A 17,888-nucleotide genomic window follows, 5' to 3' on the forward strand; every position below is an offset into this window, starting at 1 on the left:
TGATCAACCATTAAACTATGGCAGTTATTTGAAAAGTAAATAGGATTTATCATGGTCGTTAAGCCAAAAATTCGTGGTTTTATTTGTACTAACGCACACTCAGCTGGTTGTGCCGCTCACGTTCAAGAGCAAATTGATTATGTAAAAGCGCAAGGCCCAATTGAAAATGGTCCTAAGAATGTATTGGTTATTGGTGCATCAACTGGATATGGATTGGCATCTCGTATTACGGCTGCCTTTGGTGCAGGTGCAAAGACGTTAGGGATCTTTTTTGAAAAAGAAGGTACTGAGCGTAAAACAGCATCGGCTGGTTGGTACAATACCGCGGCATTTCAGCAAGCGGCAGATGAAGCAGGTTTATGGTCTAAGAACATAAACGGCGATGCGTTCTCTGATGAGATAAAGCAAAAAACGATTGCTGCAATTAAAGCTGAAATGGGCAAGGTTGATTTGGTTATCTATAGCTTGGCGTCACCACGTCGTACAGATCCAAAAACTGGTGAAGTATTTTCGTCGGTACTCAAGCCCATTGGTAATGATGTTACAACGAAAAACTTGAATACGTCAGCACGCACAATAGGTGATATTACCGTTGAAGCGGCAAATGAAGACGAGATTGCCAATACGGTAAAAGTGATGGGTGGTGAAGATTGGGAGTTGTGGGTTGATGCTTTAAAAGAAGCTGATGTGCTAGCTGACAACTTTAAAACGACCGCGTATACATATATTGGTAAAGAACTGACTTGGCCAATATATGGCCATGCAACGATTGGTAAAGCAAAAGAAGATTTAGATAGAGCAACAGCCGCAATTAAAGCATCGACTGCGTCTTTAAATGGTGAAGCGTATGTCTCTTCGTTAAATGCGGTGGTAACACAAGCCAGTTCTGCGATCCCTATTATGCCTCTTTATATTTCTGCGCTATTTAAAGTTATGAAAGCGGATGGTACATATGAAGGTACCATTGAACAAATAAATGGTTTGTTCCGCGAGAGCCTTTATGGCGATACGCCACGTTTTGATGAGGGTGGCCACTTATTCCAAAACTATAAAGAGCTGGAAGACGACGTGCAATCACGTATTCAAGTCATTTGGGATTCGGTTAATTCTGAAACCATTGATGAGCTTACAGATTATGTTGGTTACCACAACGAGTTCTTACGTTTATTTGGTTTTGGCATCGAAACGATAGATTATGATCAAGAAGTTGACTCTGCTGTTGTGATTAACCACCTTTTGTAACGTCCTGATAATTATGAACTAGGCCTAATTATCATCTGTGCCTAGTTCATTTATTCGACATTTTTAGTTCTGTTTAGCTTTATTTTTGTTCAAAACCCTTCTATATTTTTCATCAATTCGACTTTGGTCTATGTTGAAATAAGTACAAGACCTATAACTACACAAAAACCATTGTAAAGACGTATTAATTTAATATTTCTCCTCGCATAGTTAGGGTGATTAATGTTAAAATCTCGGCAATATGTGAGAACACGACTACGATGCTTGTTTCAGTACTTGGACAGGTGGCTCTTTTATACCTGACGAATACGAGGCAACAAGCGCCGTGGTAATTAAAAGATTTTTCAATTTCTTTCCGTTAATGTAATGCAAGTGCGTATGATCAACATAAAAAAAGGTCTGGACTTACCCATAGAGGGCGCACCTCAGCAAGTTATTCATGATGGCTCTGCCGTCAAACGAGTAGCTGTGCTAGGTGAAGAGTTTATTGGTATGCGTCCTACCATGCATGTTCGTGTGGATGACCAAGTCAAGAAAGGCCAAGTTCTTTTTTTAGATAAAAAGAATCCTGGCGTCAAGTTTACTGCACCAGCTGCTGGTGTAGTTAAAGAAATCAACCGTGGTGCTAAGCGTGTACTACAATCCATCGTGATTGAAGTACAAGGCAATGAGCAAATTACTTTTGAAAAGTTCTCGGCTGCTGAATTAAGCAATCTTGAGCGTGATAAAGTAAAAGAAGTGCTTGTTGAGTCTGGTCAATGGCCAGCGCTTCGTGTCCGTCCTTTTAGCAAAGTTGCTTCACTAGATGCTACTCCTAGCTCTGTGTTTGTAACTGCAATGGATACTAATCCGTTAGCTGCTGATCCTGCAGTGATCATCGCTGAAAATGTGGAAGCATTTGAAGCGGGTCTTGCTGTGGTATCAAGACTAACTGATGGTAAAGTATTCGTTTGCAAACAAGCTGGTAGTCAAGTACCTAGCTCATCGCTTTCTCAAGTAGAAGTGCATGAGTTTGGTGGTTTACACCCTGCAGGACTGGTTGGTACTCATATCCATCATTTAGACGCGGTGTCTGCTAGCAAGCAGGTTTGGCATCTAGGTTACCAAGACGTGATTGCGTTTGGTCAGTTATTCTTAACTGGCGAAATCAGCAGTGAGCGTGTTGTATCCTTAGCTGGCCCTCGTGTGAAAAACCCACGTCTAGTTAAAACACAATTAGGTGCATCGCTAACTGATTTAGTTGCCGGTGAGCTTGAAGACGGTGATAACCGAGTCATTTCTGGCTCTGTGTTAGCTGGTAAAACAGCAGCCGGACCTCATGCTTTCTTAGGCCGTTACCATGTTCAAGTATGTGTATTACTTGAAGGTCGCGAAAAAGAACTATTCGGTTGGATCGCGCCTGGTAGTAACAAGTTCTCAGTAACACGTATGTTTGTTTCACATCTAGCACCGAGTCGTTTATTCAAAATGACAACGTCTACGGGTGGGTCTAAACGTGCGATGGTACCAATTGGTAACTATGAACGTGTTATGCCACTCGATATCTTACCAACACCTTTACTACGTGACCTAATTGCAGGTGACTTAGATGGTGCGATTACCTTAGGTGCATTAGAGCTAGATGAAGAAGATCTGGCATTGTGTACATTCGTGTGTCCTGGCAAGTATGAGTACGGTTCAATCCTTCGTGATTGCCTGACTACTATCGAGAAGGAAGGTTAAAATGGCCTTAAAGAAATTTTTAGAAGACATTGAACCTCACTTTGAAGCGGGCGGTAAGCACGAAAAGTGGTACGCTCTGTATGAAGCGATAGCAACTGTCTTTTATACGCCTGGTTATGTTAACAAAGGCGGCACGCATGTGCGTGACAACATCGACCTAAAACGTATTATGATTTTAGTGTGGATGGCAACTTTTCCTGCAATGTTTTTTGGTATGTTCAATATCGGTCACCAGGCTGCTTTAGCGCTGGGTAACGGATTTGAAATTGCTAATACATGGCAGGTAGCGATTTTCCAAGCGTTGGGTGGTGAATTAACCGCACAAGCTGGCTGGGGCGCTAAAATATTCTATGGTGCGTGTTTCTACTTACCTATCTACGGCACTGTCTTCTTAGTGGGTGGATTCTGGGAAGTATTATTTGCGTCAATCCGTAAGCATGAAGTAAACGAAGGCTTCTTCGTAACCTCAGTGTTGTTCTCGCTTATTCTTCCTTCAACCATTCCACTGTGGCAAGCTGCGTTAGGTATTACTTTTGGTGTTGTTGTTGCTAAAGAAGTATTTGGTGGTACGGGTCGTAACTTCTTAAACCCTGCACTAGCGGGTCGTGCATTCTTATTCTTTGCATACCCAGCTGACATTTCTGGTGACACGGTTTGGACTGCGGTAGATTCATTCTCAGGTGCAACGTACTTAGGTCAAGTTGCACAAGGTGCAGTTGATTTTAACAACATGGCGCTTTGGTGGGATGCATTCTATGGCTTCATTCAAGGTTCAATGGGTGAAACGTCAACTCTTGCACTGATGATTGGTGGCTTGTTCTTAATCTATGTACGTATTGCGTCATGGCGAATTGTTCTAGGTGTTTTCCTAGGTATGGTTGTGATGTCAACGCTATTTAATGTACTTGGTTCTGAAACAAACCCAGCATTTGCAATGCCCTGGCATTGGCACTTAGTACTTGGTGGTTTTGCATTCGGTATGTTCTTTATGGCGACTGACCCAGTTTCTGCGTCATTCACAAATAAAGGTAAATTTGCATACGGTGCATTGATTGGTGTGATGGTTGTACTTGTTCGCGTAGTTAACCCTGCATACCCTGAAGGCATGATGTTGGCTATTCTTTTTGCTAACTTGTTCGCGCCATTATTTGACCACTTTGTTGTGCAGTCTAATGTTAAGAGGAGATTAGCACGTGTCTAGTAACAATGAATCTATAGGCAAAACATTAGGCGTTGTTATTGGTCTATGTTTAGTGTGTGCGGTAGTGGTATCGGCTGCATCAGTGCAGTTACGTCCACTACAGCAAGCTAACAAGATTGAAGACGTGCAGCGCAATATTTTAGCGGCAGCAGGCTTTAATGATGTTACTGATGTAAAAGCAACCTTCGGTACTAACATTGAATCACGCGTTATCAACATGAAAACGGGTGATTTCGTTGACGTTGACCCTATGTCATTTGATTTTGAAATGACTAAGTTTGATGACACACGAAGCATTGCGCTATCTAAAGCTGATGACATTGCTGGCGTTCAGCGCATGACAAACAACTCGCCTGTTTATCTTAGTAAAGATGAGAATGGCAATGTTGCGTCTGTTATCTTACCTATTCAAGGGTATGGATTATGGGGCGTTATGTTTGGTTTCCTTGCGTTAGACAGCGACGGTCAAACAATCAATGCAATTCAGTTCTATAAGCATAATGAAACGGCAGGTCTTGGTGGTGAAATCCAAAACCCGAAGTGGACAGCAACTTGGGCTGGAAAGTCACTTCCAATTGATATTGTTAAAGGCACTTCTGGTGGCGACGTCAACAAGGTTGACGGGTTATCAGGCGCGACATTAACGTCAGTTGGTGTAGACAATACAATTGATTTTTGGACTGGTAACACTGGTTTTGGTCCATTCCTTGCGAAAGTACGTAAAGGAGCGTTGAACTAATGGCTAATGCTAAAGAAATGAAAGACGTCTTGTTTGGTCCTGTATTTGCTAACAACCCCATTGCCCTTCAGGTATTAGGTGTTTGTTCTGCACTTGCAGTAACTTCAAGCCTTAAAAATGCGCTTATCATGTCAATTGCTTTGACTGTGGTAACTGCATTCTCAAGTTTATTCATCTCAATGATACGTAACCATATTCCTTCAAGTGTACGTATCATCGTTCAGATGACAATTATCGCTTCATTGGTAATTGTTGTTGATCAGGTACTCCAAGCTGTTGTTTATACCACGGCAAAAGAGTTATCTACTTTCATTGGTTTGATCATTACAAACTGTATTGTAATGGGTCGTGCTGAAGCTTATGCAATGAAATCACCACCAACGATGTCATTTTTAGATGGTATTGGTAACGGTTTAGGGTACTCAGTGGTACTTCTAACGGTTGGTTTTGTACGTGAATTATTTGGTTCAGGTACATTATTTGGTGCTGAGATTTTACCTTTGGTTTCTGATGGTGGTTGGTATCGTCCTATGGGTCTACTAATTATGCCATTTAGCTCGTTCTTCTTGGTCGGTATCTTTATTTGGATACTTCGTACATACAAGAAAGATCAAGTAGAAGCGAAGGCATAAGGGGAGAGAGATGGAACAATATATCAGTTTATTCGTCAAAGCAGTTTTCGTTGAAAACTTAGCGTTATCTTTCTTCTTGGGTATGTGTACTTTCTTAGCAGTATCAAAGAAAGTAACGACTTCATTAGGGTTAGGTGTTGCAGTAATCTTTGTACTAGGTGTTGCGGTACCCGTAAACAACTTAGTGTATTACGCAGTACTTGCACCAGGTGCGTTAGAGTGGCTTGGCTTTAAAGAAGCAGATTTAAGCTTCTTACGTTTCTTGACCTTTATCGGTGTTATAGCAGCACTTGTACAGATCTTGGAAATGGCTTTAGATAAGTTCTTCCCTGCACTTTATAATGCACTGGGCATCTTCTTACCGCTTATTACCGTAAACTGTGCAATCTTTGGTGCAGTATCATTCATGGTAGAGCGTAACTTGAACTTTACTGAATCAGTGGTATTCGGTATTGGTTCTGGTGTTGGTTGGGCATTGGCAATTGTATTACTTGCCGGTATCCGTGAGAAAATGAAATATGCAGACGTACCTGATGGATTACGTGGTTTAGGTATTACCTTTATCACTGTAGGCTTGATGGGCTTTGGCTTTATGTCATTCTCTGGTATTTCACTGTAAGGTAGCGAGGAAAAATCATGCTTGAGGTATTTTTAGGCGTAGGAATGTTCATTGCTATCGTTGTACTACTTGTTTTAGTTATTATTGCAGCTAAATCTAAGCTAGTAGCGAGCGGTGACATATTAATTAATATTAATGGTGATCCTGAGAAGGGCATCAAAACGTCGGCTGGTACAAAATTACTTGGCGCCTTAGCTGACGCTGGTATCTTCGTATCATCTGCATGTGGTGGCGGTGGCTCTTGTGGCCAGTGTCGTGTACACATTCATGATGGCGGTGGTGACATTCTACCTACTGAGCTTGACCATATTTCTAAAGGTGAAGCACGTGAAGGGTGTCGTTTAGCGTGTCAGGTTAATGTTAAAACAGACATGGACATCGAACTTGAAGAGTCAATTTTTGGTGTTAAGAAGTGGGAATGTGACGTTATCTCTAACGATAACAAAGCAACTTTCATCAAGGAGCTAAAACTAGGTATCCCTGATGGCGAGTCAGTTCCATTCCGTGCTGGTGGCTACATTCAGATTGAAGCACCTGCGCACCATGTTAAATATGCAGACTTTGATGTGCCTGATGAGTACCGTGGTGATTGGGAGCGTTTTGGCTTCTTTAACCTTGAGTCTAAGGTTGATGATGAGACAATTCGTGCATACTCAATGGCTAACTACCCTGAAGAAGAGGGTATCATCATGCTTAACGTGCGTATCGCTTCTCCGCCGCCAAATAACCTAACGTTACCATGTGGTAAGATGTCATCGTACATCTGGTCATTGAAAGCGGGTGACAAGGTAACTATTTCTGGTCCATTCGGTGAGTTCTTTGCTAAAGACACAGATGCAGAAATGGTATTTGTTGGTGGTGGTGCTGGTATGGCGCCAATGCGCTCACACATTTTTGACCAACTTAAGCGTCTTAATTCAAAGCGTAAGATGTCTTTCTGGTACGGTGCTCGTTCTAAACGTGAAATGTTCTACGTTGAAGACTTTGACGGCTTAGCGGCTGAAAATGAAAACTTCGTATGGCACACTGCGTTGTCAGATCCGCAACCAGAAGATAACTGGGAAGGTTACACAGGGTTTATTCATAACGTATTGTTTGAAAACTACCTACGTGACCATGAAGCGCCAGAAGATTGTGAGTACTACATGTGTGGTCCTCCAATGATGAACGCGGCAGTTATCAACTTGTTGAAAGACTTGGGTGTAGAAGAAGAAAACATCTTACTAGATGACTTCGGTGGCTAATTAGCACACTTAGTTTTTCAAACATAGTTTTTAAAACATAGTTTTGAAATAGATATCAGCCCTCAAGTCATGTACTTGGGGGCTTTTTATTTTCTATGGAGCAGTCAGTAAATGAATAGAATGAGTACTGTATTAACCGTGTCTTTGGGTGTGTTCTTAGTGGGTTGTGACAATGTATCGCATGAGCCAGTTAAACCTCTGACATTGCATGGTCAAACGATGGGCACTACCTATAATGTCAAAGTATTTACTCAAGGTAAGCAGGTCGAAGGGAGCGAATTACAGCAGAAAATTGACGATGCACTGATTGCGGTGAATGCTTCTATGTCGCCGTGGGTCGAAAACTCTGAGATTAATCGTTTTAATGGTCTTAACGCGAATGAGGTTATGGAGATCAGTGATGATTTTCGGGTCGTAATTGCTGAGTCTATACGCCTGGGTCGATCGACAAAAACGCTCGATGTAACCATGGGGCCATTGATCGATTTATGGGGATTTGGGCCAGATAAGCGACCAACTAAGCGCCCAGAACAAACGCAATTAGATGATATGCGTGCTCATATTGGTGTGGATAAATTAGTCCTGAATGAGCAAGGTTTGGCTAAGACTCAAAATGGTTTAGAGCTGTCTTTTTCGGCCACGGCGAAAGGGTATGGTATCGATAAGGTTGCTTTATTATTGGAGCAGCAAGGGTTTCGTAATTATATGGTTGAAATCGGCGGTGAGTTACGAGTCGCCGGTACTAAAGCCAATAATAAGCCGTGGGTAATTGCCATTGAGCAGCCTGATGCACCTATGGGTCAAAGGCAAATACATAAAGCTATTGAACCTGGAAATAATGGTATAGCGACCTCGGGTGATTACCGTATTTTTTATGAAATGGACGGTGAAACGTTTACGCATTTGATTGACCCGATGACGGGGATGCCAGTAAAACATGAGCTTGTGTCGGTAACCGTGTTACATCCATCAGCAATGACAGCCGACGGTTTAGCTACGGCTTTAACTGTAATGGGCACTGAGCGGGCTAAAGCATATGCACAGCAGCATGACCTAGCGGTGTATTTGATCAGTAAAAGTGATGATGGTTTAGTAACCTATGCAAGTAAGCGGTTCAAACCATATTTGTGAGTACGGAATAACCGCGTTATAATGAGGGGTGTTTTACACCGTCATGAGCTCAATTATTGAGCTGTTTATTTGCTTTTAAGGGGCCTGTGCAATGTCGCTGTTTTTACTTACATTTGGTTTACTGATTTTAATTGTTGTGGCAATGGCTGTAGGTGTTATTGTTCAAAAAAAATCTATGGCGGGTAGCTGTGGTGGTTTAGGTGCAGTAGGTATTGATAAAGCATGTGATTGTGATGACCCCTGTGATAAACGTAAAAAGCGCCTAGAAAAAGAGCAAGTTTGGAAAGAGAACCAAATTTTATAATAGAGTGATGGAAGTAACTTCAGTTACTCAGTGTAATGCGAGCGATTAGCTCGCATTTTTGTATCTGCATCTTAGAGGCAATATGCAACAGACTTGGTATTTTTTACGCCACGGTGCACTGATTCAAAGTGGTGTATTGTCTGGTTGTACTGATATTGCACTCAGTGAATTGGGTATAGAGCAGCTATATGCTAAAACTAAGACGTTGACTGATATAGACCGTATATTCTCTTCTCCCTTACAGCGATGTCGCCAGTTTGCTACAACACTAAGTTGTCGCTGGCAGAGCCCTTTATTTATTGCAGACTCATTACAAGAGATGGACTTTGGCGCGTGGGATGGCAAATCGTTTGAATGGCTTTGGAGTAATACCCATAATCCGAGCATCGGTGACTTTTGGCAAAACCCTTGGCTGTATACTCCGCCAGAGGCTGAAACCATGGAAGCGTTTTACACACGCATTCAGCAGTGGTGGCATGCACAATTAGCGACACCCAATGATTCATGCAATCTAGTGATCACACATGGCGGAGTGATCAAGCAGTTGCTGGCGTTGATCTTAGCGTTTCCCAAGCACGATACGAGACAACAAAGCTTATTTGATGTCGGTTATGGGGCAATGATTAAAGTAAAAGTCTACTATGATGAACAGGGCATTGCATGGCCAAAAGTTGTATTTTAGACATCTAGACAGCATAATAGTGACTGTTTGTTGGTGTTTCTTGGGAATGAACTGCAAGTGTTCAACTGTCCCCGCAACTGTAAAAGCATTGAATGTGCTCAAGTCAGATACCAAGACCAGCAACTTTCTCATGAGCGGGCGTACTCTGGGTGATTCAATTAATTTATATGTTATATCAGTGATATAACATACTTTCTTGTATTATCGTTTTTAATAGCCCGTGAAATATAGCTTTCAAACTGATCATAGCTGATTAAATGAAGACATGAGGGTCACTATGAACGATCGAGGATCAAACTGCTCACCTGTTATTGAGGTCTGTCATTTAAACCTTAAGATTGCTGAACACCATATACTGAACAATATCAATTTTACTATTCAACCGGGCAGGTTTGTAGGGTTAATTGGTCCTAATGGCGCTGGTAAATCGTCATTACTGCGCTGCTTATATCGTTATGCAGCACCGAGCGCTGGACGTATTACATTTTTTGGAAAGTCCTTATCTGATTATCCACGGCAAGAATATGCAAAACACGTTGCAGTTGTGCTGCAAGAGATCCCTGATCAATTTAATTTAACGGTATTTGACGTGGTTGCGATGGGGGTGTTACCGCATAAAACATTATTCAGTTCAGTTAACCAGCAAGATAAAACTCAGATTATAAATGCGATTGATAAGGTTGGTTTGAATGATAAAGCTCAGCAGCCTTTTTCTCATTTGTCGGGGGGAGAAAAACAACGGGCGTTGATCGCGCGCGCGATTGTGCAACAGCCCACTTTTTTGATTATGGATGAGCCAACCAGTCATTTAGATGTGAAATATCAGATTCAAATCATGGCGCTGGCAAAGTCGCTGAATATTACTGTGTTAGCATCATTTCATGATTTAAATTTAGCAGCGGCTTTGTGTGATGAAATACTGGTCTTGCAACAGGGGGCACTTGTTGCGCAAGGCGCGCCTATTGACATATTAACGGCTCAGCTTTTGGCGGATGTGTACGGTGTACATGCTGTGGTAAATTCTGTGCCCTGCCCATATGATGGTATAACGCAGGTCCCCCACATTCGCTATCACTACGGATACCAATTATGAAGCATGTCGCGATTACCGTGTCGTTAGCATTAAGTTGTGTTATTAGTTTTTTCATTGCCTTAAAGCTGGGTGCCATTGCCATTACTACAGAGCAAGTCCTGCACGCTCTTTGGCACTATGATGTTGGGAATTTTTCACAGAAAATCATTATTGAGCTACGTTTGCCTCGAGTAATTTTGGCATTTATTGCGGGCAGTGGGCTAGCTATGGCTGGGCTTATTTTACAAACGGTAACGCGTAATCCTTTGGCTGACCCTTATTTGTTTGGTATTTCATCGGGCGCGTCGTTCGGGGTTGTGGTGTTATTTGCTGTCACGGGTATTCAAGCTGGCCTGGCATTATCTGGCGCTGCCTTTGCTGGGAGCTTACTGGCGATGACATTGTTGTTACTGATCGCAAAAGGGCGGACATCAGGACAAGTTGAAGCCATGTTACTGGCCGGTGTAGCCCTGTCTTTCTTATTTAGTTCTTTTACCAGCTTGCTTCTGTATTGGAGCGACCCACAAGCGATCAGCGCAATTTTGTTTTGGAATTTAGGTAGTTTTAGTCGAGCCGACTGGCAGTGGTTGTGGTTACCGTCTTTGGTGGTGAGTGGTTGCATGCTGATCATGTTGCTATTGCGCCGGCCTATTAACGCATTACTACTGGGAGATGAGAGTGCGACTACGTTGGGCGTCAGTGTTGAAAAAGTACGTTTAGGCATGCTGCTATTAAGTTCCTTATTGACGGCGGTGCTTGTTGCTATGTGTGGTGGCGTAGGGTTTGTAGGCTTAATGATCCCCCATATTGTGCGGTTTTTTATCTCGCAGGCAACCACACTTGGTCTTATTACGACCGCAATGAGTGGCGGGCTGTTGATGATTTGGGTAGATGTGATCGCGCGGATCTCTTTTGAAAACCAAGAATTGCCCATTGGCGTGATCACGTCAGCGATTGGGAGTGTGTTTTTCCTATTTTTATTGATGTTCCGTAAACGTTCATCGTAGTAATATTAAGCCTAACTGAGAGAGTTTATCGATGGTAAAGCCACTAGAACATCACTTTGCAACCCAGATTAAGCATAAAATAGATCTAAAAACCAAGCCTTTGGGAGCACTCGGTAAATTAGAGCATGTGGCTTACCAAGTGGTCAGTATTTTGTCCCAAAAGTTAGATGATAAGCAATTTGCTGAGGCGCGTTTTGAAATTACTGCGCCACAACTAATCGTTTTTGCGGGAGATCATGGGGTGGCGGCACAAGGCGTTTCGATAGCACCCAGTGAAGTAACAGGGCAAATGGTTGCGAATTTTGCCTCTGGGGGCGCGGCAATTAATGTGTTATGTCGCCAATTAGGCTGGCAACTAAGTGTTGTCGATTGCGGTATTTTAACGCCTCCGGCTGAGTTATTGGGTATTGTTTCTCAACGTTTGGGCAGTTGTACGCGCGCTTTGCACATCGATGAAGCGATTGATGATAAACAGCTTCACATGGGTTTAAAAATGGGGGCTGGCCTTACAACACAGTACCACCAATCAGGGACTAATTTAATTGCATTTGGTGAAATGGGCATTGGTAATACCACCGCAGCATCGGCGATTTTCTCTGCGCTGACAGGGTTGACACCACAGGAAACCGTTGGCAAAGGGACTGGGGTCTGTGAGGAGATAGTTCTAAAAAAACAGCAGCTGATTTCACAGGCTTTGGCACGACACAAACCGAATTTAACAAACCCAATTGATATTTTACGATGCTTGGGCGGATTTGAGATTTGCCAAATGGTGGGGGCGATGCAACAAGCGGCAAAATTACAAATGGTCTTGGTGATCGACGGATTTATTGCGACGGCTGCGGCAATGATTGTGTGCCGTCTTTCACCTAGCGCGCAACAGTATATGATTTTTGCACATTGCTCAGGTGAACAAGGCCATCGAAAAATGCTGGCATATTTAAAAGCGGAAGCTTTATTAGCGTTAGATTTACGATTAGGTGAAGGTACCGGAGCTGCCATGAGCTTACCACTCATCCAAAGTGCATTGGCGCTTTATAATGATATGGCCAGCTTTGATGAAGCGCAAGTGACTCAGGTGGTAGAGGGTGAATAAGCAAAGGTTGCTGTTAGCCGTCAGCTTTTTAACACGTATCCCTGTTAAAGTGCCTACACCCATTGACGATACTAGTTTAAATGAAGCCAGCCGGTATTTTGCCCTAGTCGGAGGGGTCATTGGCGCAGGGTTGGCTCTGCTTTATTGTTTTTTACAGTCATTTTTACCCAATGAAATTTCCATTGTTTTACTGTTGGCAGCGGGTTTGATCCTCACCGGTGCGTTTCATGAAGATGGCTTTGCTGATTTATGGGATGGCTTTGGAGGGGGGTGGTCGGTATCACAGAAACTGACCATTATGAAAGACAGCCGCTTAGGCACCTATGGCACGGCTGCGTTGGTGTTGCTGCTGTTAGCAAAATACCAACAGTTAATGCTGTTAACTGTGCAGGTGAGCTGGATTGTGATGGCGCTGATTTGCGCGCATACGTTCAGTCGTGCAATGGCTACGAGCATTATTGGGCTATTGTTGTATGCGCAAGAGGATGCACAAAGCAAAGTGAAACCTGTGGCTCAGAGTTTATCAGTAGACGGTCGACAGGTGTTATATGCAAGCGCAGGCTGCGTGTTACTTCTCATGTGGTTGTTGGGTGCTTTTACCCTGTTGCAATGCTTCATGTTGGTCGGTGCTTTATGGGTAACACGTTTATTGTGTATTAAGTGGTTTAAGCATCAGTTAGGTGGGTATACCGGGGATTGTCTGGGTGCGGCACAGCAAATTGCAGAGTTAGTGATTTATGGTTTTTGTATACAGGTATGGCTATGACTGAGCGAATAACGTTAATGTTGGGCGGTGCACGTTCGGGTAAAAGCCGTTTAGCGGAACAACTTGCTGAACACTATCTTCATAATAGGCTGGTTAAAAAATTACTCTATGTCGCAACGGCTGAAGTTAAAGATAATGAAATGGCAGAGCGTGTTAAGCACCATCAAGCCGCTCGCAGTGCACATTGGACTGTTGTTGAAGAGGCTTGGGCATTACCCGAAGTCATCGCCGATACTGATGAGCAAACGTGTATTTTAGTAGACTGTTTAACATTATGGCTAACCCATGGTTTATGCGAGCAAGGCATCGATGCATATATAAAGCAAAAATCAGCCTTGTTGCGTGCATTGGGAGAAACTCAAGCCAAAGTGATTTTAGTGAGTAATGAAGTGGGGCATGGCATTGTCCCGTTAGGTGAATTGAGCCGTACCTTTGTCGATCAGTCAGGGTGGTTACATCAAGATATTGCCCAGTTAGCCGATCGCGTCGACTTCATTATGGCTGGTTGTACCTTAAGAATAAAATAGAGAATAAAACAGTGAAAACATTGATGGTACAAGGGACCACGTCAGATGCTGGCAAAAGTACACTGGTTGCAGGGTTATGTCGTGTGTTTGCCAGAAAAAACTTTAACGTTGCGCCATTTAAGCCGCAAAATATGGCATTAAATAGCGCAGTGACCCCCTGTGGTGGTGAAATTGGTCGTGCACAAGCGTTGCAGGCCGTGGCTGCAAATGTGGCGTTAGATACTGATTTTAATCCTATTTTGCTCAAACCTAATAGCGATACTGGTGCACAAGTTATTATTCATGGGAAGGCCATTAGTAATATGGAAGCGGCCAAATATCATGATTATAAAAAAGTGGCGATGGAGGCGGTGCTGCAATCACATAGCCGGCTGGTAAACGCGTATGACATGATCATGGTTGAAGGGGCGGGCAGCCCTGCAGAAATTAACTTGCGAGAAAATGATATTGCCAATATGGGATTTGCCACCCAAGTCAATTGCCCAGTAATCATTATTGCTGATATTGATAAAGGAGGAGTATTTGCGCATCTCGTTGGCACATTGATGTTGCTCAGTGAGGAAGAGCAAGCGCTGGTAAAAGGGTTTGTCATTAATCGCTTTCGTGGCGATATTGGATTACTACAATCAGGGCTGGATTGGTTGGAAGAAAGAACCGGTAAGCCAGTATTGGGTGTGTTGCCTTATTTACATTCATTGAATCTAGATGCAGAAGACGCAGTGGCGATGGATAATGTGCTTGAAGATAAGCAACTGTCAGTAGCGGTACTGCTATTGCCTCATATTAGTAATCACACAGACTTTGATGTGTTACGTCTACACCCAAATGTTGATTTACGCTATGTGCGTCACACCCAAAGTATTGGTAGTGTAGACTTGATCATTATTCCTGGTAGCAAGAATGTGATCAGTGATTTCACCTTTGTACAGTCGCAAACTTGGTCAGCAGAGATCAAGCGCCATTTACGCTACGGTGGGAAGGTACTTGGCGTATGTGGAGGGTTGCAGATGCTGGGTAAATCGATTTCAGACCCTCTGGGGGTTGAATCATCTGTTCAGTATATTACTACTTTGGGCCTGGTTGATTTTACGACACAGTTAAGTGCACAGAAAACGTTGACTCAAGTCAGTGGAACCTGCAAATTAGATGACAACGATGTTGCTATTGCGGGGTATGAGATCCATTGTGGCCAAAGTCATGGGCCAGCGATGGCACGTCCATTTCTGTATTTTTCAGCCCATCCGAACGGCACTAAACAAGATGGCTTTATTTGTGACGATAACCAAATAGCGGGTACCTATTTACATGGTTTATTTGATAACACAGAAGCAGCATCTGCCATTTTGCGCTGGGCCAGTGAAGGGGACTTAGACAATGATATGTTCGACTTAAATAAGCATCGAGAAACGCAATTAGAACGCCTTGCTGATGTATGTGAACAATATTTAGATGTAACAAAAATTACCGCGATCACGCGTGGTGAGTAGAGGAAAATATGAGCACCGATAAGCAAAATAAGACACAAGAAGCACAACAAAAAAACCACGATAAGCATCAGCAGCGCCAGCAAAAAGTAAAAGAGAATGTGGATGCAAAAGTCGCTGCTGCACAAGCTGAGCAAGGGATATTTCAAGTTATTACTGGTAATGGTAAAGGAAAATCAACGTCTGGATTTGGTACCGTCGCTCGGTGTGTTGGGCATGGTATGAACGCGGCTGTTGCTCAGTTCATAAAAGGTTTATGGGACTGTGGAGAACGTAACCTGCTAGAAAAAGCGGGAGTTCCATTTTCTGTGATGAAAACCGGTTTTACATGGGAAACACAAAATCGTGAAACAGATACCAAAGCAGCACAAGACACTTGGCAACAAGCTAAAGCTTGGTTAGCGGACGAGAGTATCGATCTTGTATTGCTTGACGAGCTGACTTACATGGTGACCTATGAGTATATCGATTTAGATGAGGTCATTACGGCTATTGAAAATCGTCCTAAAATGCAATCGGTCATCATCACAGGTCGTGCTGCACATCGACGCTTAACTGATCTAGCTGATACAGTCAGTGAAGTTCGTAATGTAAAACATGCCTTTGAAGCGGGGATTAAAGCGCAAAAAGGGTTTGATTTTTAATGCGTTTTTTTACTGCTTTTACAGCGTTGTTATTGCTAAGTAGCTATGTTCAAGCTGATAGCGCTAAGCGCATTGTGGCATTGGCTCCACATGTGGTTGAAAACTTATTTGCAATTGGAGCGGGTGATTTGATAGTCGGTACGGTTGATTATGCCGATTACCCTGACGCCGCCAACGCCATTCCTCGTATTGGGGGTTACAACGGCATTCAGCTTGAAAAACTATTGGCACTAAAGCCAGATTTAGTGATTGCGTGGCAAACAGGCAGTAAAAAAATTGACTTAGCAAAAGTGGAAAAGCTGGGTATCAAAGTCGTTTACAGCGATGCAAAAGACATTAATAAAGTGGCTGATGAATTACGGTTGTTTGGCCAACTAACTGGGAAAATAAAGGAGGGTGAACAAGCTGCAACCGAATTTACGGCTCAATTTGAAGAAATAAAAACGCGTTACGCCACAGGTAATTCGCTTAGGGTTTTTTATCAATTGTGGCCCGACCCTATGATGACTGTTAGCAAAAATACGTGGATCCACCAGTTATTATCAGTGTGCGGTGTTGAGAACGTGTTTGCAAAGGGTAGTACTGACTATCCACAAATCAGCATTGAGAATGTGATCAAAGCGAACCCTCACGTTATTGTCTTACCTAATGAAAAAACCAAGAAGCAAATACAAATGGTTGATTGGCAAAAGTGGCCAGAGATCCCAGCTGTGGCGAATCAGCAATTTATAGAAGTGGATGCTGATTTGTTGCACCGTTATAGCACTCGGGTGTTACAAGGGGTAAGCGATATGTGTGATAAAATGCGGCATTCAAAAGCACATTATAATTCGTTATGACAATAATTTATTGTGCGATGTATTGAGGTTAGGTTAATTAATGAGGCTATCCAAATGAGCGGTTGGAAAACATTTTTAGAGCAAGAGCATAAGCAAACTTACTTACAAGATACACTCAGTTATGTCGCACAACGTCGTGCTGAGGGTATTGCGGTTTACCCGGAAGATAAGCATGTATTTGAAGCGCTGAACGTCACTGATTTAAGTAAAGTAAAAGTCGTGATATTAGGGCAAGACCCTTACCATGGGCCTGAACAAGCGCATGGCTTATGCTTTTCGGTTTTACCAGGAATAAAGCCACCTCCGTCATTGGCGAATATGTACAAAGAACTGGTACAAGATGTGACGGATTTTACCATCCCAGAGCATGGCTTTTTATTGTCATGGGCTGAGCAAGGCGTTTTACTGTTAAATACCGTATTAACGGTTGAGCAAGGAGCGGCACATTCCCATAAAAAACTTGGCTGGGAGCGCTTTACTGACGCTGTGATTGCACATGTAAATGAGCACACCACAGGCACTATCTTTTTATTGTGGGGCGCACATGCTCAGAAAAAAGGGAAAAGCATCGATACCGCCCGCCATCATGTATTGCACGCACCACACCCGTCTCCTTTGTCGGCTCATCGCGGGTTCTTCGGCTGTCAGCATTTCTCTAAAACGAATCAGTTGTTATTGGACATGGGGAAACAGCCGATCAATTGGCAGGTATAGAGCGCGTCATGGTTAAGTTATTACTTTGGTGGGGCCTTGTTGATCAAATAGCTAACTCCTAATCAACTTCTCAGTTTTAACTCTGTTGCTGATATTTGGGCATACCTAGCCCAGTCATTTTATTTATTGCCTTCACTTTAATCATCGTTTCTGTATGCTGACTATTGAATTGACGACTTTTTAGCTTATCACCCATTAATTGTTTAAAACGATACATCGCTGT

General features: G+C 42.9%; 19 protein-coding genes, 1 pseudogene and 1 riboswitch. Of the genes and pseudogenes, 19 read left to right on the forward strand and 1 reads right to left on the reverse strand.

Annotated features, from left to right (window positions below; genetic code table 11):
- The first annotated feature begins 51 nt into the window (after nt 1-51).
- From fabV to ung, 19 genes are all read left to right on the forward strand, one after another.
- Nucleotides 52-1,242 carry an enoyl-ACP reductase FabV gene (gene fabV, locus BGP78_RS12560; protein ID WP_119861676.1) on the forward strand — a complete coding sequence of 397 codons (1,191 nt, stop codon included), beginning with the start codon at nt 52-54 and terminating at the stop codon, nt 1,240-1,242.
- 378 nt (nt 1,243-1,620) lie between these two features.
- On the forward strand, nt 1,621-2,964 hold the full coding sequence (locus BGP78_RS12565; RefSeq protein ID WP_119861709.1) for a Na(+)-translocating NADH-quinone reductase subunit A: 1,344 nt from the start codon (nt 1,621-1,623) through the stop codon (nt 2,962-2,964).
- Nucleotide 2,965: 1 nt separating this feature from the next.
- Nucleotides 2,966-4,165, forward strand: coding sequence for an NADH:ubiquinone reductase (Na(+)-transporting) subunit B (locus BGP78_RS12570; protein WP_010362841.1), 1,200 nt, complete (start codon nt 2,966-2,968; stop codon nt 4,163-4,165).
- Complete coding sequence (locus tag BGP78_RS12575; protein WP_119861677.1) at nt 4,158-4,904, forward strand: Na(+)-translocating NADH-quinone reductase subunit C; 747 nt, start codon at nt 4,158-4,160, stop codon at nt 4,902-4,904. Before BGP78_RS12570 ends, BGP78_RS12575 begins: the two co-directional genes overlap by 8 nt.
- A complete protein-coding gene (locus BGP78_RS12580; protein ID WP_010362843.1) occupies nt 4,904-5,536 on the forward strand; it encodes an NADH:ubiquinone reductase (Na(+)-transporting) subunit D in 633 nt (210 codons plus the stop codon). The genes BGP78_RS12575 and BGP78_RS12580 overlap by 1 nt, the downstream gene beginning before the upstream one ends.
- Before the next feature lie 10 nt (nt 5,537-5,546).
- On the forward strand, nt 5,547-6,155 hold the full coding sequence (gene nqrE, locus BGP78_RS12585) for an NADH:ubiquinone reductase (Na(+)-transporting) subunit E (protein WP_010362844.1): 609 nt from the start codon (nt 5,547-5,549) through the stop codon (nt 6,153-6,155).
- A gap of 17 nt (nt 6,156-6,172) precedes the next feature.
- Nucleotides 6,173-7,399 carry an NADH:ubiquinone reductase (Na(+)-transporting) subunit F gene (nqrF, locus tag BGP78_RS12590; RefSeq protein ID WP_119861678.1) on the forward strand — a complete coding sequence of 409 codons (1,227 nt, stop codon included), beginning with the start codon at nt 6,173-6,175 and terminating at the stop codon, nt 7,397-7,399.
- 111 nt (nt 7,400-7,510) lie between these two features.
- Nucleotides 7,511-8,530, forward strand: coding sequence for an FAD:protein FMN transferase (locus BGP78_RS12595; protein ID WP_119861679.1), 1,020 nt, complete (start codon nt 7,511-7,513; stop codon nt 8,528-8,530).
- A 91-nt stretch (nt 8,531-8,621) separates the two neighbouring features.
- Complete coding sequence (nqrM, locus tag BGP78_RS12600) at nt 8,622-8,834, forward strand: (Na+)-NQR maturation NqrM (RefSeq protein ID WP_010362847.1); 213 nt, start codon at nt 8,622-8,624, stop codon at nt 8,832-8,834.
- An 82-nt stretch (nt 8,835-8,916) separates the two neighbouring features.
- Nucleotides 8,917-9,516 carry a histidine phosphatase family protein gene (locus BGP78_RS12605; protein WP_119861680.1) on the forward strand — a complete coding sequence of 200 codons (600 nt, stop codon included), beginning with the start codon at nt 8,917-8,919 and terminating at the stop codon, nt 9,514-9,516.
- Nucleotides 9,517-9,656, forward strand: a riboswitch (cobalamin riboswitch).
- Nucleotides 9,657-9,793: 137 nt separating this feature from the next.
- On the forward strand, nt 9,794-10,609 hold the full coding sequence (locus tag BGP78_RS12610; RefSeq protein ID WP_119861681.1) for an ABC transporter ATP-binding protein: 816 nt from the start codon (nt 9,794-9,796) through the stop codon (nt 10,607-10,609).
- On the forward strand, nt 10,606-11,595 hold the full coding sequence (locus BGP78_RS12615; protein WP_119861682.1) for an iron ABC transporter permease: 990 nt from the start codon (nt 10,606-10,608) through the stop codon (nt 11,593-11,595). The genes BGP78_RS12610 and BGP78_RS12615 overlap by 4 nt, the downstream gene beginning before the upstream one ends.
- A gap of 31 nt (nt 11,596-11,626) precedes the next feature.
- Nucleotides 11,627-12,691, forward strand: coding sequence for a nicotinate-nucleotide--dimethylbenzimidazole phosphoribosyltransferase (gene cobT, locus BGP78_RS12620; protein WP_119861683.1), 1,065 nt, complete (start codon nt 11,627-11,629; stop codon nt 12,689-12,691).
- Nucleotides 12,684-13,457 (forward strand): adenosylcobinamide-GDP ribazoletransferase, encoded by a 774-nt coding sequence (locus tag BGP78_RS12625; RefSeq protein WP_119861684.1) that lies wholly within the window; start codon nt 12,684-12,686, stop codon nt 13,455-13,457. Before cobT ends, BGP78_RS12625 begins: the two co-directional genes overlap by 8 nt.
- The gene (cobU, locus tag BGP78_RS12630) at nt 13,454-13,984 is read left to right on the forward strand and encodes a bifunctional adenosylcobinamide kinase/adenosylcobinamide-phosphate guanylyltransferase (protein WP_119861685.1); all 531 of its coding nucleotides are present in this window, start codon (nt 13,454-13,456) and stop codon (nt 13,982-13,984) included. The genes BGP78_RS12625 and cobU overlap by 4 nt, the downstream gene beginning before the upstream one ends.
- A gap of 11 nt (nt 13,985-13,995) precedes the next feature.
- Entirely contained in the window at nt 13,996-15,471 is a 1,476-nt protein-coding gene (locus BGP78_RS12635) for a cobyric acid synthase (protein ID WP_119861686.1), read from the forward strand.
- Between the two features lie 8 nt (nt 15,472-15,479).
- The gene (gene cobO, locus BGP78_RS12640; protein ID WP_119861687.1) at nt 15,480-16,112 is read left to right on the forward strand and encodes a cob(I)yrinic acid a,c-diamide adenosyltransferase; all 633 of its coding nucleotides are present in this window, start codon (nt 15,480-15,482) and stop codon (nt 16,110-16,112) included.
- Nucleotides 16,112-16,951, forward strand: a complete 840-nt coding sequence (locus tag BGP78_RS12645; protein ID WP_119861688.1) for a cobalamin-binding protein — start codon at nt 16,112-16,114, stop codon at nt 16,949-16,951. The genes cobO and BGP78_RS12645 overlap by 1 nt, the downstream gene beginning before the upstream one ends.
- A gap of 54 nt (nt 16,952-17,005) precedes the next feature.
- The gene (ung, locus tag BGP78_RS12650) at nt 17,006-17,665 is read left to right on the forward strand and encodes a uracil-DNA glycosylase (protein WP_119861689.1); all 660 of its coding nucleotides are present in this window, start codon (nt 17,006-17,008) and stop codon (nt 17,663-17,665) included.
- 76 nt (nt 17,666-17,741) lie between these two features.
- Here ung and BGP78_RS22925 read toward each other — a convergent pair.
- Nucleotides 17,742-17,888 (reverse strand): annotated as a pseudogene (locus tag BGP78_RS22925) (IS5/IS1182 family transposase); the annotation flags it as partial.

Origin of the sequence: Pseudoalteromonas sp. MSK9-3, from assembly GCF_003590335.1 — a bacterium.
Lineage (GTDB): Bacteria > Pseudomonadota > Gammaproteobacteria > Enterobacterales > Alteromonadaceae > Pseudoalteromonas.

What these genes read in the sequence shown, in the direction of transcription:
- BGP78_RS12605 (WP_119861680.1), top strand. Translation starts at nt 8,917, where the DNA reads ATGCAACAGACTTGGTATTTTTTACGCCACGGTGCACTGATTCAAAGT.
- nqrF (WP_119861678.1), top strand. Translation starts at nt 6,173, where the DNA reads ATGCTTGAGGTATTTTTAGGCGTAGGAATGTTCATTGCTATCGTTGTA.
- cobU (WP_119861685.1), top strand. Translation starts at nt 13,454, where the DNA reads ATGACTGAGCGAATAACGTTAATGTTGGGCGGTGCACGTTCGGGTAAA.
- BGP78_RS12570 (WP_010362841.1), top strand. Translation starts at nt 2,966, where the DNA reads ATGGCCTTAAAGAAATTTTTAGAAGACATTGAACCTCACTTTGAAGCG.
- BGP78_RS12580 (WP_010362843.1), top strand. Translation starts at nt 4,904, where the DNA reads ATGGCTAATGCTAAAGAAATGAAAGACGTCTTGTTTGGTCCTGTATTT.
- cobT (WP_119861683.1), top strand. Translation starts at nt 11,627, where the DNA reads ATGGTAAAGCCACTAGAACATCACTTTGCAACCCAGATTAAGCATAAA.
- BGP78_RS12565 (WP_119861709.1), top strand. Translation starts at nt 1,621, where the DNA reads ATGATCAACATAAAAAAAGGTCTGGACTTACCCATAGAGGGCGCACCT.
- fabV (WP_119861676.1), top strand. Translation starts at nt 52, where the DNA reads ATGGTCGTTAAGCCAAAAATTCGTGGTTTTATTTGTACTAACGCACAC.
- nqrM (WP_010362847.1), top strand. Translation starts at nt 8,622, where the DNA reads ATGTCGCTGTTTTTACTTACATTTGGTTTACTGATTTTAATTGTTGTG.
- BGP78_RS12610 (WP_119861681.1), top strand. Translation starts at nt 9,794, where the DNA reads ATGAACGATCGAGGATCAAACTGCTCACCTGTTATTGAGGTCTGTCAT.
- BGP78_RS12645 (WP_119861688.1), top strand. Translation starts at nt 16,112, where the DNA reads ATGCGTTTTTTTACTGCTTTTACAGCGTTGTTATTGCTAAGTAGCTAT.
- cobO (WP_119861687.1), top strand. Translation starts at nt 15,480, where the DNA reads ATGAGCACCGATAAGCAAAATAAGACACAAGAAGCACAACAAAAAAAC.
- BGP78_RS12615 (WP_119861682.1), top strand. Translation starts at nt 10,606, where the DNA reads ATGAAGCATGTCGCGATTACCGTGTCGTTAGCATTAAGTTGTGTTATT.
- nqrE (WP_010362844.1), top strand. Translation starts at nt 5,547, where the DNA reads ATGGAACAATATATCAGTTTATTCGTCAAAGCAGTTTTCGTTGAAAAC.
- BGP78_RS12595 (WP_119861679.1), top strand. Translation starts at nt 7,511, where the DNA reads ATGAATAGAATGAGTACTGTATTAACCGTGTCTTTGGGTGTGTTCTTA.
- ung (WP_119861689.1), top strand. Translation starts at nt 17,006, where the DNA reads ATGAGCGGTTGGAAAACATTTTTAGAGCAAGAGCATAAGCAAACTTAC.